Below are 16,240 nucleotides of genomic sequence, written 5' to 3' on the forward strand. Positions count from 1 at the left end.
GGTCGGATGGGAGACCGGGGGGATGACCCGAGCGGGAGGCGGGGCCGGGTGACCGGGGCGGGTGCGGGGAGGGAACCCGCCCCGGTGGTCCGTCAGTTGACCGGTGCGACGCCGGTCGCCTTGGCGATGTCGTTCAGCATCTGGTCGGCGGCCTGCACACCGATGCCCGACATCCAGGTCTCGTCCGGCACGTTGAAGACCTTGCCGCCCTTGACGGCCTTGAGGTTCTGCCAGACCGGGGTGGACTCGACCTGGCTCTGCTGGGTCTTGTTCGGGTCGTCCGCCACGGTCACGAAGACCAGGTCGGCGTCGGCCTTGTCGATCTGCTCGGGGCTCACGTCCATCATCGAGCCGTCGACGTCCTGCGAGGCCGGGCGGCCCAGGCCCACGTCCTGCAGCACGGTGCCGCTGAACGAGGCCTTCTGGTAGAGCCGGGTCGGGCCGGCGATGAAGCGCACCACCGAGGCGTTCGGCATGGTGCCGTTGTTCTTCTCCTTGATCTCGGTGCCCAGCTTGGCGGCCCGGGCCTGGTAGTCGGCCAGCGCCTTCTTGGCCTCGTCCTCCTTGCCCAGCGCCTTGGCGTACAGCGCGATGTTGTCCTTCCAGGTCACGCCGGTGGTCTGGGCGAAGACGGTGGGGGCGATCGCGCTGAGCTTGTCGTAGATCTTCTCGTGGCGGACCTTGGAGGAGAGGATCAGGTCGGGCTTGAGCGAGGCGATCAGCTCCAGGTTGGGCTCGGCCATCGGGCCGACGTCCTTGGTGCCCTGGATCTCGCCCTTGAGGTAGGTCGGGAAGCCGCCCTCGGTCTTCAGGTGCGGGGAGACCGCGCCCAGCGGGGTGATGCCGAGCAGCGTGACGTCGTCCAGCTCGCCGCTGTCGAGCACCACCACGCGCTTGGGCCGGCTCTTGATCTCGGTGGTCCCCATCGCCTGCGTGATGCTCCGCGGGAAGCCGGCCGCCGCGTCGCTGCCGGCGCTCGCGGCGGGCTTGGCGTCGGCGCTGCTCTTGTCGCCGCCGCAGCCGGCGAGCAGGGTGGTGCTGAGCGCGGCGGCCAGGACGGCGACGGGCAGACGGCGAAGACGGGTGGTGCGCTGGGACATGGGAGAGCTTTCTCTGCGAGGGGGAAGGGGCGGTCGGTCTTTGCGGGGGATCAGCCGGCGGTGACCCGGGCGCGCGGGATCACCAGCGGTGTCCCGGTCTCGGGGTCGGGAATGACCCGGCACGGCACCTGGAAGACGCGCTCCACCAGCTCGGCGTCGAGCACCTCGGCGGGCGGTCCGGCGGCGGCCAGGCGGCCGTCGTGCAGGACGACCAGGTGGTCGGCGTAGCGGGCGGCCTGGCCCAGGTCGTGCAGCACCATGACCACGGTGCGGCCGAGTTCCTCGTGCAGGCGGGCGACCAGGTCGAGCACGTCGAGCTGGTGGCGCAGGTCCAGGAAGGTGGTGGGCTCGTCCAGCAGCAGCAGCTCGGTGTCCTGGGCCAGCGTCAGGGCGATCCAGGCCCGCTGGCGCTGCCCGCCGGAGAGCTGGTCGACCGGCTGGTCGCGCAGCGCGGCGGTGCCGGTGCGCTCCAGCGCCGCCTCCACCGCCGCCTGGTCGGCGGCCGACCAGGGGCTGAGCAGCCGCTGGTGCGGGTAGCGCCCGAGCCGGACCAGCGCCTCGACGGTGATCGCCTCGGGGGTGACCGGCTGCTGGGGCAGCAGGCCCATCCGCTTGGCCAGCGCCCGGGCGGGCATCCGGTGCAGGTCCGAGCCGTCCAGCGTGACGGTGCCGCCCGCGGGGTCGAGCAGCCGGGCCAGGCCCCGCAGCAGGGTCGACTTGCCGCAGGCGTTGGGGCCGACCACGGCCGTCACCGCGCCGCCGGGCAGCGTCAGGTCCAGGCCGTCGACGATGGTGCGCGCTCCGTAGCGCAGGCTCAGGCCCTGCGCGGCGAGCTGGTTGGGGTGCTCCGTCGACGGCGGGGCGAGCAGGCTCATCGGGTACTCCGGTTCATCGGTCGGCCCTGACGGATCATCAGGACCAGCAGCCAGGGGGCGCCGAGGGTGGCGGTCATCGCGCCGACCGGCAGGCCGGCCACGGGCAGCAGGTGCAGCACCGTCAGGTCGGCGCCGAGCAGCAGGACGGCGCCGAGCAGCCCGCACAGCGCGAGCGTCGCGGGGGTGGGCGGGCCGGCCAGGAACCGCACCAGGTGCGGCACCGCGAGCGCCACGAACCCGACCGGGCCGGTGAGCGCGGCCGCCAGCGAGGCGAGGGTGATGGCGAGCAGCAGCAGCTGGAGCCGGGCCCGGTCGGGGCGCAGGCCGAGGCCGCCGGCCGAGTCGTCGCCCAGGTCCAGCACCGCCACCCGGCGATCCAGCAGCAGGACCGCTGTCAGTGCGATCGCGATCGCGCCGCCGCCGACCCAGATCTCCGTCCAGGTCCGCCCGTAGAGCGAACCGGTGGTCCACTGCAGCGCGGAGGAGGCCAGCTCGGCAGGGAAGCGGACGATCATCAGGTTCACCGCCGCCGCCAGCCCCGACTGCACCGCGAGCCCGACCAGCACCAGCCGCCCCACCGCGGCGCGCGAGCGCCAGGCGAAGGCGCCGAGCAGTGCGGCGGCGATCAGTCCACCGCCCAGCGCGGCCAGCGGCACGAGGAGTTGGGAGGCGCCCAAGGCGAGCAGCAGCACCGCGCCGAACGAGGCGCCGCCGGTGACCCCGACCACGTCGGGCGAGGCCAGCGGGTTGCGGAAGAGCCGCTGCAGCAGTGCGCCGGAGACGGCCAGTCCGGCGCCGGCGATCAGCGCGGCCAGCACCCGGGGTGCCCGGAACTGCTGGACCACCAGGACGTCGCCAGAGTCGCCGAAGCCGAACAGCGCGCGCAGCGCGGTCAGCGGCGGGATCGACACCTCGCCGGTGCTCAGGCCGACCGCGGTGAGCACCACCAGCAGGGCCAGCGCCAGCAGGCAGATCAGCAGGGTGCGCCGGCGCCGGCGGACCCGGGCGCCGCGCGGTGCGGGGCGGGTGGGCGAGGTCGGGGTCGTGGTCATCGGGCGGCCCGCCGGGCCAGCAGGGCGAGCAGCGGGGCGCCGAGGAAGGCGGTGACGATGCCGACCTCCAGCTCGGAGGGGCGGATCACCAGCCGCCCGAGCACATCGGCGGCCAGCAGCAGGATCGGACCGCCGATCAGGCAGCCGGGCAGCAGCAGCCGGTGGTCGTTGCCGAACACCTGGCGGCACAGGTGCGGGGCGGCCAGGCCGACGAAGGCGATCGGCCCCGCCACCGCCACCGCGCCGGCCGCCAGCAGCACCACGCTCAGCCCGGCGGTGCCGCGGATCCGGGCCACCGGCACGCCCAGCGCCTGGGCGGCCTCGTCGCCGAGCGCGAGCGCGTTGAGCGCCGGGGCGACGGCGATCGCCAGTACCAGGCCGAGGACCAGCAGCGGCAGCACCGGCGTCAGCACGTCGAGCCCGCGCCCGTCCAGCGAGCCGACCAGCCAGAACCGCGCCTCGTCCAGGGTCCGGCGGCTGAACAGCATCAGCGCGGAGGTCCAGGAGGTCAGCACCGCGGCCAGCACGGTACCGCCGAGCGCGAGCTTGGTCGGGTCGAGATCGCCGGTCTGCCGGGCCATCGCGTGCGCGGCCAGCGCGGCCACCGTCGCACCGGCCACGGCGAACCAGACGTACTGGACGGGCTGGTGGAGGTGCAGCGCGTAGATGGCGGTGACCACCGCGAAGCTCGCGCCGGCGTTGATGCCCAGGGTGGTGGGTGAGGCCAGCGGGTTGCGGGTGGCGCCCTGCGCGATGGCGCCGGCCGCGCCGAGCGCGGCGCCGACCACCAGCCCGAGCACCGTGCGCGGCACCCGAAGGCCCGTCACCACCTGGGCGCCGGTGTCGGTCGGCTTGGCCGAGCCGCTCAGCGCGTCGAGGACGGTGGACAGCGGGACCGAGCGCGAGCCCAGCGCCAGGCTCGCTGCCAGGCAGAGCAGCAGGACAGCGAGGCTCAGGGCGAACAGCAGGGTCTGCCGGGGTGCCGACGAGCGCTGGGCCGGGCCGGCGGGGGCCGGCAGGTCGATTCTCAACACGAGATCAATATTAGGTTAGGCAAACCTAAGAAAGTCAAGCTCGCCTTTAAGGTGAGCCTTACCTTACTCTGAAGATCCGAATCTGACGGGGAGTTCTCGCGATGGTCGAAACGCTGATGGTGCCCCCGGGGTTGACGCCCCGTACGGCCCCCGAGCTCCTCGCCGACGCCTGCCGGCAGCTGAACGCCGACTGTCCGGCGCTGCGGGTGCGGGTGTGCGAGGAGGGCGGGCCGGGGTCGGCGCCGGAGCCGACCGGCTGGGTCGCGGCCCGCGACTTCGCGCAGCGGATGGACGAGCTCGTCGCCGGCGAGGCCCGCCGGATTCGCGCCGACCACGGCTGCGCGGTGCCCCCGCACGTGTCGGCCGCCCGCCTGCTGCACCACTACCTCTGGTCGGTCTGCCTGCTCGCCGTCGGGCCCTGGTACCTGGAGCGCCGGGTCCCGGTGCTCGGCGCCGATCAGCTGTGGATCGCGCCGCACAGCGGTGAACTGGCCTTCCGGCCCGGCGGTTTCGCCTGTCTGTCCGACGATCCGGCGGCCCGGGGCGTGGCGGGCGTGCGGGTGGTGCCGGGCGGCTCCGAGCTGCGCGCGGAACTGCGCGCTGCGGTGGCGGAGCACGCCGAGCCGGTGCTGGAAGCCTTCCGTCCGGTCGCCAAGCGCGGCAGCCGTGCGCTGTGGGGGATGGTCACCGACGACCTGGTCTCCGCGCTCTGGTACCTGGGCCGCGAACTCGGCCGGGAGGAGGACGCGGTGGCGCGGGCCGCGGAGCTGCTGCCCGGCGGCACGGCGCCGATGGTCGGCTCGGCCGACTTCCGGCGCCTGGCGGGCAGCGGCGGCGCCGAGCACCTGACGCGCACCCGGCTGGGCTGCTGCCTCTACTACGTGGTGCGCCCGGCCGACACCTGCATCACCTGCCCGCGCACGGGGGACGGGGAACGGGTGCGCAGGTTGGAGGCCTGAACAGGTGGGCGTCGCCTCAGAGTTCCAGCCACCCGTTGCCGCCGTACCAGTGGCCGCCGGCGCGCAGGTGGTCGACCAGGGTACGCTCCAGGGTGGTGCCCGCGGGCAGTGCGTCGAGGGGCGGGTCGGGAGTGCCGAAGACGTACACGAGCGGCGCGGTGTCGTCCGGCTCGTAGCACGGGTGGAACCGGTCCTGGAAGCGGAGCAGGTTGGCGCCGGCCGGCAGGTAGCCGCGCAACTGCGGGTCGAGCAGCCAGGAGTGGCAGGTGGCGACGGTGAGCGGCTGCTCGGGGAAGTGCCGGGGGAAGAACGCGCGGGCCCGCGCCAGCGCGTCCTCGCAGGCGGTGGGCGTCAACGGGCCCAGGTGGTCCGGGATGTGGATCGCCAGGCTGGGGGTGCCCGGCCCGTGCGGCAGCCCCGCGGCCGCGACCGACTGCCCGCAGCGCCCGCCGAGCCGGGTGCGCTCGAACTGCAGCCGCCCCAGCTGGTAGAGCTCCCCGCGCACGTGGTGCGCGAACCAGTGCGGGTGCAGCAGGCCGCCGGTGCCGTGGCGGCGCCGGTGCAGGGCCATGGTGCGGCCGAGATCGGCGAGCGTGTGCCGGGAGACCTCCACGGGGATGCCGCGCTGCCGGTGGTAGGCGCGGGTGTGGGGGAGTGCGGTCAGATGGACCAGGACCGGGAACCAGCGGCCGAACGCCGCGAGCCCCGGCGGCAGCGGGGGCAGTGGCGGCGGCTCGGGCGCTGGCAGCCCCACCGTGCCGATCTCCCGGACGAGTCGTGCGGCGCAGTGCTCCACCAGCCGGCCGGCGACCGGCTCTGCGGCCGTGAGCGCGCAGGCGGCCAGCAACGGGTTGATGTCCTCGTGCGGCACCGTCAGGTCCAGCAGTCGCCCCGGCAGTTGGCCGGCCCCGGGCAGCCGCACCCCGGTCGGCCAGGCGTCCTGTGGCGCCTGCCGGTCCCACCAGCGGGTCAGGCCCTGGTCGGCTCGCAGCAGCTGGCCCAACGCACCCATCGGCGGTTCTCCCCTCCCGGCTCGCAACCGCGCCAGGCTACCTGCGCGGGACCCCGCGGGAGGGTCCGCCGACCGGGTCCGCTCGGCGGCATGCTTGATGATCCGGTGAAATACTTGGAGGCCCGGTGAAGGCAAGGAGGAGGTGGCGATGGCCAGGCCGATCTGGACGGGCACGCTGAGTTTTGGACTGGTCACCGTACCGGTCGGCCTGTACTCGGCGACCGAGGACCACTCCGTGCACTTCCGCCAGCTGCAGCGCGGGACCTCCGACCGGGTGCGCAACCAGCGGGTCAACGAGCGGACCGGTGAGGAGGTCGAGTTCCGCGAGGTGGTCAAGGGCTTCGAACTGGCCGAGGGCGAGTACGTGGTGCTGGAGCCCGCCGAGCTGGAGCAGATCTCGCCGGGACGGTCCAAGTCCATCGAGATCAGCGGTTTCGTGGACCTGGCCGAGGTGGACCCGATCTACTTCGACAGGACGTACTACCTCGGGCCGCGCGGCAAGGAGTACGCGCGGGTCTACGGGCTGCTGCACCGCGCGCTGGCGGACACCAACCGGGCGGGGCTGGCCACCTTCGTGATGCGCGGCAAGCAGTACCTGGCGGCGGTGCGGGTGGAGGGCGACGTGCTGGTGCTGCAGACCATGCACTACGCCGAGGAGGTGCGTGATCCGCACCAGGAGATCGACAACCTGCCCGAGACGGTGGCCGAGCCCTCCGAGAAGGAGCTGGCGGCGGCCCGCCAGCTGATCGAGATGCTCAGCGCCGAGTGGAATCCGGCCGACTACCACGACAGCTACACCGAGCAGGTGCGCGAGCTGGTCGAGGCGAAGCTGGCGGGCAAGGAGGTGGTCACCGCCGCACCCGCGCCGGAGTCCACCAATGTGGTCGACCTGATGGCGGTCCTGGAGCGCAGCCTGAAGCAGGCCGGCAGCGAGGAGCCGGAGCCGGCCGCCGCGCCCGCCGCCAAGAGCCCCACCCCCAGGAGCCCCGCCGCGAAGAGCCCCGCCGCGAAGAGCAAGGGCAAGGACAAGGCGGCGCAGGAGCCGGACGAGCCGTCGGCCGGGCCGGCCGGGCTGGACGGGCTGAGCAAGGCGCAGCTCTACCAGCTGGCGACCGAGCGCGACATCGCGGGCCGGTCCTCGATGACGCGGGACCAACTGCTCGAAGCCCTCCAGGGCGCGGGCAAGGGCGCGAAGAAGCGCAGGCTCCGCGCGGTCTCCTGACGCACGCCCCCGCCTGACGCACGCCCCCGTCCCTCACCCGTTCGGCGGCAGCTGGTGGGCCCGGGCGGGGTCGTTGAGGCCGGCGTGCGGGTCACCCGTCCCGGTCAGCCGCGCCACCACCTGGTCGGCGGTGAAGACCAGCTGCTCGGGGCGCCGGCACTCGGTCACCTCGCGCCAGTCGAGCGGCGCGGAGACGGTCGGCTCGGGGCGGGCACGCAGCGAGTAGGCGGCCACCGTGGTCTTGGCGCTGTTGTTCTGCGACCAGTCGACGAAGACCCGGCCCGTGCGCAGCCGCTTGGTCATCTGGTCGACCACCAGCTCCGGCAGCGCCCGGCGCAGGCGCCCGGCGAGGTCGCGGGCGTAGTGCCGCACCCGTTCGGCGGGCGCGGGCACCAGTGGCACGCTCAGGTGCAGGCCCTTGCTCCCGGTGGTCTTGGGCCAGCAGTCCAGCCCGTCCGCCGCGAGGAGCTCGCGCGCGGCGAGTGCGACCCGGCAGCACTCGACGACGCTCGTCCCCTCGCCGGGATCCAGGTCGATGATCAGCCGGTCGTGGGTGTCCGGTTCCGCGCGCCACTGCGGGACGTGGAACTCCAGGCACCCCAGGTTGGCCGCCCAGAGCAGCGTGGGCAGGTCGGCCACCACGGCCTGCCGCATGGTCTCCTGGCGGTGCCGCACCTCCAGGGCGGTCACCCAGGCCGGGGCGCCCGGTGGGACCCGTTTGGCCCAGAAGTGCTGCCCCTCGACCCCCTCCGGCAGGCGCAGGAAGCTGGCCGGGCGCCCGGCCAGCTGCGGCAGCATCGCGGGCGCCACCAGGGTGTAGTACCGCAGCACGGCGGCCTTGGTGTAGCCGGTGCGCGGATAGAGCACGCGGTCCAGATGGGTCAGCCGCAGTCGGCGGCCGGCCACCTCGGTCACGGTGGCGGTGGGGTCGGGCATGGCACCGATGGTGGCAGCCCGCGCCCACCGCGGCCCGGCGCGTCGTGGACGGCGCGCGGGAGGACCCGTCCGATGATGGGCGGATGACCGACCCGACGGACCCGATCGCGGCCCTGGAACGGATCGCCTTCCTGCTGGAGCGGGAGCACGCCTCCACCTACCGGGTCCAGGCCTTCCGCCGGGCGGCCGACACCCTGCGGTCCAGGACCGAGCTGCCCCGCACCACCGCCGGGCTGGCCGCACTGCCCGGGCTCGGGCCGGTCACCGCCGCCGTGGTCGGCCAGGCGCGCGACGGCCGCACCCCCGACTACCTGGCCGAGCTGGAGCAGCGGGCCGCCGCCCCGCTGGCCGAGCTCGACCCCGCGGCCGCCGCCCTGCGCGCCGCCCTGCGCGGCGACTGCCACCTGCACTCCGACTGGTCGGACGGCGGCAGCCCGATCGAGCTGATGGCCCGCACCGCCCGCGACCTCGGTCACGAGTGGGCGGTGCTCACCGACCACTCGCCCCGGCTCACCGTGGCCCGTGGCCTGAGCGCCGAGCGGCTGCGCCAACAGCTCGACGTGGTGGCCGAGGTGAACCGCGAACTGGCGCCGTTCCGGCTGCTCACCGGAATCGAGTGCGACATCCTGGACGACGGTTCGCTCGACCAGGAGGCCGAACTGCTGGCCGAGTTGGACGTGGTGGTCGCCTCCGTCCACTCCAAGCTGCGGATGGCGGCGGGGCCGATGACCCGGCGGCTGCTGGCCGCGGTCGCCAACCCGCTGGTCGACGTGCTCGGCCACTGCACCGGGCGGCTGCTCGGCGACAAGCCGCGCCCGGAGTCGGAGTTCGACGCGGCGCAGGTCTTCGCGGCCTGTGCCGAGCACGGCACGGCCGTGGAGATCAACTCCCGTCCCGAGCGGCTGGATCCGCCGCTGCGCCTGCTGCGCCAGGCCGAGGCGGCGGGCTGCCTCTTCTCGCTGGACACCGACGCGCACGCCCCCGGCCAGCTGACCTGGCAGGACCACGGGTGCGTGCGGGCCGCGCAGGCCGGGGTGCCCGCGGAACGGGTGGTCACCACCTGGCCGGTGGAGCGGCTGCTCGACTGGACGCGTTCCGGCCGGGGCCGCTCCGCCGGGGCCTGAACGGCGCATTGACACCCCGGCGGTACGGTCCCTAGCGTGAGCCGCTCGACTACCGGCCAGTAGGGATCAGTCATGGACTCCGATCGCCCCTATGATCTCGTCCTCTTCGGCGCCACCGGCTTCACCGGCCGGCTGACCGCCGAGTACCTCGCCCGCGCGGTGCCGGAGGGCTGCCGCTGGGCGCTGGCCGGCCGCGACCCGGCCAAGCTGCGCCAGGTTCGGGACCAACTCGCCGCCATCGAACCCGGGTTGGCCGAGTTGCCACTGCTCACCGCGGATGCCGCCGACCGGGCGGCGCTGCGCGAGGTGGCCGGCTCGGCCAGGGTGGTCGTCTCCACCGTCGGGCCCTACCTGCGCCACGGCGAGCCGCTGGTCGCCGCCTGCGCCGACGCCGGCACCGACTACCTCGACCTGACCGGCGAGTTCGAGTTCGTGGACCGGATGTACCTGCTGCACCACGAGCGGGCCAGGGCCACCGGTGCCCGGCTGGTGCACACCTGCGGCTTCGACTCGGTCCCGTACGACCTCGGGGTGCTCTTCACCCTCGGCCGGCTGCCCATCGCCACCAAGGACCTCCCGGTCTCGGTGAGCGGTTTCGTCCGCGCCGGCGGCAGCTTCTCGGGCGGCACCTTCGCCTCCGCGCTCGTCGCGATGTCCCGTCCGCGGGCGATGGCGCGGGCGGCCCGGGAGCGGCAGGCGGTGGAGGACCGCCCGGTGGGCCGGCGGATCCAGGTCGCTCCGGACCGGCCGCGCTGGTCGCCCGAGGCGCGGGCCTGGGCCTGGCCGTTGCCGACCATCGACGCGCAGGTCGTCGGCCGCTCGGCCGCCGCGCTGGACGACTACGGCCCGGACTTCCGCTACCGGCACTACGCCGCCGTCAAGCACCTGGCGGTCGCGCTCGGTGGCAGCGCGGGCATCGCGGTGGTGCTGGCGGCAGCCCAGCTCCCGTTCACCCGCAAGGCGTTGGGCGCGCTGCTCAAGCCCGGGCAGGGGCCGAGCGTCGCGCAGCGGGCGAAGTCCTGGTTCACCGTCAGGTTCGTCGCGGAGAGCGGCGGGGCCCGGGTCTGCACCGAGGTGAGCGGGGGCGACCCGGGCTACACCGAGACGGCGAAGATCCTGGGCGAGGCGGCGCTCTGCCTGGCCTTCGACGAACTGCCGGTGACGGCCGGCCAGGTGACGCCGGCGGCGGCGATGGGTACGGCGCTGATCGAGCGGCTGCGCACGGCCGGGATCCGGTTCACCGTGCTCGCCAAGCCGCCGGGTGCGGCGCCGCGCCGGATGGTGTGACCCCGGGCCGGCCGTGCCGGCCGTCCGGATCGACTGTCGAACGGATCGACTGTCGAACAGCTCGGGTGACCGGTATCCGGTCGGTGCTCTCCGCGATTGTCAGTGGCCGCTGCCAGGGTGGTCGGTGAACACTCGAACAAGGAGCGCAGTCATGGGTACCTGGGACGCCGGCCCGTTCGACAACGACACCGCCGCGGACTTCGCCGGCCGGCTGGACGCCGCCGTTCCCGAACGTCGCACCGGCCTGCTGCACGCGGCGCTGGAGCAGGCGCTGGTGCCGGGCTACCTGGAGAGCGACGAGGCGGCGGAGGCCGTGGCCGCCGCCGCCCTGGTGGCCGCGCAGTGTCCGGGCGGCGAGCCGGTGGATCCGGCGTACGGGCCGAAGTCGCCGATCCCGCTGGTCGGTGCGGAGCTGGCCGATCTGGCCGTCCGGGTGCTGGACCGGGTCGGCCTGCCGGAGTGCGAGCTCGCCGAACTGTGGGCGGACTCCGGCGAGGAGGAGCGCTGGCGCGAGCGGCTGGCGCGGCTGCGCGGCGTGCTCGCCGGGAGCGGCGGCTGACGGGGCGCCGGATCCTGACGCGATCGGAACGGGCCCTGGTGCGGGTGCCGGCGGGGCGTGGGACAGGTTGTCGAGACTTCCGCTGCCCGGCCCGGCCGCGTTGCGTGATGCCGTCGCGGCCGGTCAGCTCGGCGCGGTGCCCGGCAGTGGGCTGGGTGCGCTGGTGCGCAGCCCGTCGAGCAGGACCTGCAGCGTGCGCCGCCACTGGTCGCCGGTCGCCTGCAGGCCCAGGGTCCGCTCGCCGCCGGTCACCGAGGCGAGCAGGAACGGGACGTCCTGCCAGGCGATGTCCGCGCGCATCTCGCCGGCCCCCTGGGCGCGTTCCACCAGCAGGCGGAAGCGCTCGCGCAGCGCCGCCAGGGCCCGGGCGAGCTCCTCGGCGCGCGCTCCGCCGAGCGCCTCGCAGAGTCCGGTGCTCTCGGCCCGCAGCCCGACGTAGGCGAGGGCGAAGTCGGCCAGGCTCCGCCAGGGGTCGGGCTCGGCGAGCGCCCGGTCGCCGGCCTCGGCCATCGAGTCGAGCACCTCCTCCAGCACGGCGAGCAGCAGCGCCTCGCGGGAGGGGATCCGCCGGTAGAAGGTGCCGATGCCGACCCCGGCCCGGGCGGCGATCTCGTGCGCGGAGGCGTCCGCGCCGATCTCGGCGATCGCCGTCCGCGCGGCCACCACCAGGCGCTCCACGTTGCGCCGCGCGTCGGCGCGGGGCTGACGGCCCGCCGGGTCGGCGATCAGGCGTTCGACGGCGCTGCTGGACCTTGGCATGACCGGATTCTAGCAATAACTGGACCAGCTCTGTCCGGTTAGCTAGAGTCGGAGAAGCGGACAGCAGCTGTCCGTTTTGCTGTTCGAAGGGGAGCGACAGGCATGGTTGCGAAGCCGATCCGGGTCGGGATCATCGGTGTGAATCCGCAGCAGGGCTGGGCGACCCGGGCGCACATCCCCGCGCTGCGCGCGCTGCCCGACTACGAGATCACCGCGGTGGGCACCAGCCGGATCGAGAGCGCCCGGGCGGCTGCCGAGCACGTCGGGGTCCGGCACGCCTTCGCCGATCCGCGCGAGCTGGCCGAGCACCCCGAGGTCGACCTGGTCGTGGTCACCGTCCGGGTGCCCGCGCACCTGGCGCTGGTCTCGGCGGCGCTGGCCGCGGGCAAGCACGTCTACTGCGAGTGGCCGCTCGGCCGCACCACCGAGGAGGCCGAGCAACTGGCCAAGGCGGCCGCGGCGGCGGGGGTGCACGCCGCACTCGGGCTGCAGGCCCGGTCGGCGCCCGCGCTCGAGCACGCCCGCCGGCTGATCGCCGACGGCTACCTCGGCGAGCTCAAGGCGGTGACCGTCCACGCGACCAAGCCCAAGGGGGCGGGCGGCGAGCTGCCCGAGTGGGCGGTGTACACCCTGGACCGCGCCACGGCCGCCGGGACGCTGGAGGTGGCCGGCGGTCACACGCTGGACGCGGTGCAGCAGCTGGTCGGCGACATCGAGCGGGTCTCGGCCACCATGGCGGTGCGGCAGCCCGTCCTGCGGGTCGCGGAGACCGGTGCCGAGGCGGCCGTCACCAGCCCCGACGAGCTGGTGCTGCACGGCACGCTGGCCGGCGGCGGGCTGCTCAGCGCGCACATCCAGGAGGGCAGGATCGCCACCCCGCGCACCCGGATCGAGCTCTCCGGCACCCGGGGGGACCTGGCTCTGGTCACCACCGGTCCGGCCGGTCCGATGGGTCTGCAGATCGGCGAGCTGCGCCTGCTCGGGGCCACCGAGCCGGGCCGGGAGCTGGCCGAACTGCCCGTCCCCGAGCACTACTTCGCCCTCGACCCGGCGGCGGTCGGGCAGCAGGGCTTCCATGTGGCGCGGCAGTACGTGCAGCTCGCCGCCGACCTGCGCACGGGTGGGCGCACGGTGCCGGACTTCGAGGACGGCGTGCGTCTGCACCGGCTGCTGGACGCGATCCGGCGCTCGGACGAGACCGGAGCCCGGCAGAACGTCGGGTAGCCCGCCGCTCCCGGCCCGGCAAACGGTCTGCGGGCACTGCGCGGGGCGGTCGCGCGTTGATTCCACAGACGGGCGCAGCAGGGGAACGAGCACGGGTGGTGGGTCGATGAGCAACGGGGACGCGCCGTCCGAGGGGCCCGAGGACGGCACCGGACCGGCGGACGACTGGGACGCGGTGGAGCTGGACGAGGCGTTCGTCCGCTCGGCGCCGGTGGTCGAGCCGTCCGGGCGGGCCCGGATGCTCGCCGCGCGCTGGCGTCGCGAGCCGCCGCAGCCGGAGCCCTGGCGCTCCGACCGCCCGCCGGCGGGCTGGTTCTGGAGCCGGGTACGGAAGGGCCGCTGGCGGCGGGGCCAGGGCCTTTCTTGAGAAAGGCCCTGGGCCGGGGCTTGATCGACTCTGCCCCGGCTGGGGTACCGTGCCCGGGTGAGCAGGCGGCGAAGTGGTGCGGAGGGTGCGGCAGCAGGCCGCGGCGGGACGGGGCGCTGCACCGTCACGGTGTGCCGGGGGTGCTGCTGCGGCACGCCCGAGAAGGTGCCGGGTCTCGACCATGCGGCCCAGCTGACCGGGTTGCGCGCGGCGCTCGCCGGGGTGGCCGAGGTGCGTCCGGTCGGCTGCCTGGACGCCTGTGAGCGGGCGAACGTGATCGTCATACAGCCCTCGCCGCAGGGCCGGCGGGCCGGTGGGCGTCCGGTCTGGCTGGGGCAGGTCAACGATGAGGAGGCGGCCCGGGACATCGCCGCCTGGGTGGCGGCCGGCGGTCCCGGCGCGGTGGAGCCGCCGGGCGTCCTCGACCTCTACGCCTTCAGCCCCTCGCGGCGGATCCGTGAGTCACTGGAGGACTGAGCCGGTCGCGGTACGGGCCCCGCTCACGCGCCGGGTGCGCGCGAGCAGGGGCCCCGGGGTGGCGCCGTGGTACGCCTACTTGGTGATCTTGGTGACCTGGCCGGCGCCCACCGTGCGACCGCCCTCGCGGATGGTGAAGCGCAGGCCTTCCTCCATCGCGACCGGCTGGATGAGGCTGACATGCATCTCCACGTTGTCGCCCGGCATCACGAGTTCGGTGCCCTCCTTCAGGGTCACCACCCCGGTGACGTCCGTGGTGCGGAAGTAGAACTGCGGGCGGTAGTTGTTGAAGAACGGGGTGTGCCGGCCGCCCTCGTCCTTGGACAGGATGTAGGCGGTGGCCTCGAACTCGGTGTGCGGGGTGACCGATCCGGGCTTGATGATGCACTGCCCGCGCTCGACGTCCTCGCGCTTGATGCCGCGCAGCAGGAGGCCGACGTTCTCGCCGGCCTGGCCCTCGTCCAGCAGCTTGCGGAACATCTCGATGCCGGTGACCGTGGTGGTGGTCTTCTCGGTCTTGATCCCGATGATGTCCACCGTCTCGTTGACCTTGAGGACCCCGCGCTCGATCCGGCCGGTCACCACGGTGCCGCGGCCGGTGATCGTGAAGACGTCCTCGACGGGCATGAGGAAGGGCTTGTCGGTGTCGCGCTCGGGCTGGGGGATGTTCTCGTCCACGGCGTTCATCAGGTTCAGCACGCTCTGGCCCCACTCCTTGTCGCCCTCCAGGGCCTTGAGGGCGGACACCTTGACGACCGCGGTGTTGTCGCCGTCGAACTCGTACTCGTTGAGCAGTTCGCGGACCTCCAGCTCGACGAGCTCCATGATCTCCTCGTCGTCCACCATGTCGGCCTTGTTCAGCGCCACGACGATGTACGGGACGCCGGACTGGCGGGCCAGCAGGACGTGTTCCTTGGTCTGCGGCATCGGGCCGTCGGTCGCGGCCACCACCAGGATCGCGCCGTCCATCTGGGCCGCGCCGGTGATCATGTTCTTGATGTAGTCCGCATGGCCCGGGCAGTCGACGTGGGCGTAGTGCCGGGCGTCCGTCTGGTACTCGACGTGTGCGATGGAGATGGTGATACCGCGCTGCCGCTCCTCGGGCGCCTTGTCGATCTCGTCGAACGGTGTGAACGGGTTCAGGTCCGGATGGGCGTCGTGGAGCACCTTGGTGATCGCCGCGGTCAGTGTGGTCTTGCCGTGGTCGACGTGACCGATGGTGCCGATATTGACGTGCGGCTTGGTCCGCTCGAACTTCGCCTTCGCCATGTGACGCCTCCTCAGTACCCGGAACAGGACAGCGCACGGGCGCAGTCGTCGCGCAGCCGGAACCCGTTCCGACTCTTCTGGCGACCAGGAGTGACTGAACCCGTGCTGACTGTCACCATAGCGGGACCGGTGAGCTGTTCGCCGTTAGCCGGTCAGCCTGCCGCGTCTGCCGTCGGGTGTGCGTGGCTGTGCAGGAAGGCGGTCAGGGCGAGGTTCACGGGCTCCGGGTGGGTGAGCGGCGGGGTGTGGCCCGCGCCCGGGATCGTCACCAACGGCCGGGCGCCGGGCAGGACTTCGCTCATCATTACGCCGAGGTCGAGCGGTACCGGCTGGTCGGCCTCGCCGTGGATCACCAGGGCGGGCGCGCTGATCTCCGACAGCCGGGCGGCCAGGTCGTCCACGCCCATCAGTACGCCGACCGCCGCGGCCAGCCGCTCGCGCGGCTGGCGCTGCCAGCCGGCCAGCCAGGTGCGGTGCAGATCGGGGTGCCGGTCGCGCGGTCCGAGCAGCAGACCCAGCAGCTCGGGAGCGACCGCCTCGGGGCCGCCGGCCCGGAAGCCCTCGGCCACCAGTGCCATCTGGGCCAGCGCCGGGGTCGGCCAGGCCACGGCCGCGCTGTCCACCAGGACCAGGGCCCGCACCCGGCCGGGCGCCAGCAGCGCGGCCCGCAGCGAGAGGAAGCCGCCCTGGGAGTGGCCGACCAGGGCGGCCTGCTCGACGCCGAGGTGGTCGAGCAGGGCGAGCAGGTCGCGCGCCGAGTCCCAGTAGTCGTGCGGCGCGCCGTCGTCCTCGGTGCGCCCGTGCAGTCGCCCGTCCCAGCTGATGCAGCGGAACTCATCGCGCAGGGCGGCGATTTGGGCCTGCCACATGGAGTGGTCCATCAGGTTGCCGTGGCTCAGGACGACGACCGGGCCGGGGCCGCCGGTGTCCTGGTAGTGGAAGCGTCGGCGGTCGATCGCGGCGAAGGGCATGGTGCGGTCGCCT

Annotated in this window: 17 protein-coding genes; 8 read left to right on the top strand and 9 right to left on the bottom strand. The window is 73.9% G+C overall.

Going from position 1 to position 16,240, the window contains the following annotated elements; genetic code table 11:
• Nucleotides 1–92 precede the first annotated feature (92 nt).
• Genes OG294_RS33740 through OG294_RS33755 form a run of 4 tightly spaced genes read right to left on the bottom strand, consistent with a single transcriptional unit; the run spans nt 93 to nt 4,052 of the window.
• Nucleotides 93–1,100 carry an ABC transporter substrate-binding protein gene (locus OG294_RS33740; protein ID WP_327070346.1) on the bottom strand — a complete coding sequence of 336 codons (1,008 nt, stop codon included), beginning with the start codon at nt 1,098–1,100 and terminating at the stop codon, nt 93–95.
• A 50-nt stretch (nt 1,101–1,150) separates the two neighbouring features.
• Nucleotides 1,151–1,975 (bottom strand): ABC transporter ATP-binding protein, encoded by an 825-nt coding sequence (locus OG294_RS33745; RefSeq protein ID WP_327070347.1) that lies wholly within the window; start codon nt 1,973–1,975, stop codon nt 1,151–1,153.
• Nucleotides 1,972–3,027, bottom strand: coding sequence for a FecCD family ABC transporter permease (locus tag OG294_RS33750; RefSeq protein WP_327070348.1), 1,056 nt, complete (start codon nt 3,025–3,027; stop codon nt 1,972–1,974). The genes OG294_RS33745 and OG294_RS33750 overlap by 4 nt, the downstream gene beginning before the upstream one ends.
• Nucleotides 3,024–4,052 carry a FecCD family ABC transporter permease gene (locus OG294_RS33755; RefSeq protein ID WP_442789376.1) on the bottom strand — a complete coding sequence of 343 codons (1,029 nt, stop codon included), beginning with the start codon at nt 4,050–4,052 and terminating at the stop codon, nt 3,024–3,026. Before OG294_RS33755 ends, OG294_RS33750 begins: the two co-directional genes overlap by 4 nt.
• Before the next feature lie 110 nt (nt 4,053–4,162).
• On the opposite strand from OG294_RS33755, the gene OG294_RS33760 reads away from it, so the two are divergent.
• Nucleotides 4,163–5,020, top strand: a complete 858-nt coding sequence (locus tag OG294_RS33760) for a (2Fe-2S)-binding protein (RefSeq protein ID WP_327070349.1) — start codon at nt 4,163–4,165, stop codon at nt 5,018–5,020.
• Nucleotides 5,021–5,036: 16 nt separating this feature from the next.
• Here OG294_RS33760 and OG294_RS33765 read toward each other — a convergent pair whose 3' ends face one another.
• A complete protein-coding gene (locus tag OG294_RS33765) occupies nt 5,037–6,032 on the bottom strand; it encodes an acyltransferase domain-containing protein (protein ID WP_327070350.1) in 996 nt (331 codons plus the stop codon).
• Between the two features lie 148 nt (nt 6,033–6,180).
• Here OG294_RS33765 and ku point away from each other — a divergent pair, with 148 nt between their 5' ends.
• Nucleotides 6,181–7,254: a non-homologous end joining protein Ku gene (gene ku / locus OG294_RS33770; RefSeq protein WP_327070351.1), complete on the top strand. Its 1,074-nt coding sequence runs from the start codon at nt 6,181–6,183 to the stop codon at nt 7,252–7,254.
• Nucleotides 7,255–7,287: 33 nt separating this feature from the next.
• Here ku and ligD read toward each other — a convergent pair whose 3' ends face one another.
• Nucleotides 7,288–8,190 carry a non-homologous end-joining DNA ligase gene (ligD, locus tag OG294_RS33775; protein ID WP_327070352.1) on the bottom strand — a complete coding sequence of 301 codons (903 nt, stop codon included), beginning with the start codon at nt 8,188–8,190 and terminating at the stop codon, nt 7,288–7,290.
• Nucleotides 8,191–8,273: 83 nt separating this feature from the next.
• Here ligD and OG294_RS33780 point away from each other — a divergent pair, with 83 nt between their 5' ends.
• From OG294_RS33780 to OG294_RS33790, 3 genes are all read left to right on the top strand, one after another.
• A complete protein-coding gene (locus tag OG294_RS33780; RefSeq protein WP_327070353.1) occupies nt 8,274–9,314 on the top strand; it encodes a PHP domain-containing protein in 1,041 nt (346 codons plus the stop codon).
• A 72-nt stretch (nt 9,315–9,386) separates the two neighbouring features.
• The gene (locus OG294_RS33785) at nt 9,387–10,601 is read left to right on the top strand and encodes a saccharopine dehydrogenase family protein (protein WP_327070354.1); all 1,215 of its coding nucleotides are present in this window, start codon (nt 9,387–9,389) and stop codon (nt 10,599–10,601) included.
• 151 nt (nt 10,602–10,752) lie between these two features.
• Entirely contained in the window at nt 10,753–11,160 is a 408-nt protein-coding gene (locus tag OG294_RS33790) for a DUF4259 domain-containing protein (protein ID WP_327070355.1), read from the top strand.
• Between the two features lie 123 nt (nt 11,161–11,283).
• Here OG294_RS33790 and OG294_RS33795 read toward each other — a convergent pair whose 3' ends face one another.
• Nucleotides 11,284–11,919, bottom strand: coding sequence for a TetR/AcrR family transcriptional regulator (locus OG294_RS33795; RefSeq protein ID WP_327070356.1), 636 nt, complete (start codon nt 11,917–11,919; stop codon nt 11,284–11,286).
• A gap of 102 nt (nt 11,920–12,021) precedes the next feature.
• Between OG294_RS33795 and OG294_RS33800 the strand changes: the two genes are divergently transcribed.
• From OG294_RS33800 to OG294_RS33810, 3 genes are all read left to right on the top strand, one after another.
• Nucleotides 12,022–13,143, top strand: a complete 1,122-nt coding sequence (locus tag OG294_RS33800; protein ID WP_327070357.1) for a Gfo/Idh/MocA family protein — start codon at nt 12,022–12,024, stop codon at nt 13,141–13,143.
• A 106-nt stretch (nt 13,144–13,249) separates the two neighbouring features.
• Nucleotides 13,250–13,510, top strand: a complete 261-nt coding sequence (locus OG294_RS33805; protein WP_327070358.1) for an SGM_3592 family protein — start codon at nt 13,250–13,252, stop codon at nt 13,508–13,510.
• Nucleotides 13,511–13,567: 57 nt separating this feature from the next.
• The gene (locus tag OG294_RS33810; protein WP_327070359.1) at nt 13,568–13,987 is read left to right on the top strand and encodes a (2Fe-2S) ferredoxin domain-containing protein; all 420 of its coding nucleotides are present in this window, start codon (nt 13,568–13,570) and stop codon (nt 13,985–13,987) included.
• A 75-nt stretch (nt 13,988–14,062) separates the two neighbouring features.
• Here the strand turns inward: OG294_RS33810 and tuf are convergent, their stop codons facing one another.
• Together tuf and OG294_RS33820 are read right to left on the bottom strand one after the other, a co-directional pair.
• Nucleotides 14,063–15,256, bottom strand: coding sequence for an elongation factor Tu (tuf, locus tag OG294_RS33815; RefSeq protein WP_327070360.1), 1,194 nt, complete (start codon nt 15,254–15,256; stop codon nt 14,063–14,065).
• Between the two features lie 152 nt (nt 15,257–15,408).
• Nucleotides 15,409–16,227, bottom strand: coding sequence for an alpha/beta fold hydrolase (locus OG294_RS33820; protein ID WP_327070361.1), 819 nt, complete (start codon nt 16,225–16,227; stop codon nt 15,409–15,411).
• Between the last annotated feature and the right edge of the window lie 13 nt (nt 16,228–16,240).

The sequence above is a fragment of the Kitasatospora sp. NBC_01302 genome, from assembly GCF_035976515.1.
GTDB lineage: Bacteria > Actinomycetota > Actinomycetes > Streptomycetales > Streptomycetaceae > Kitasatospora.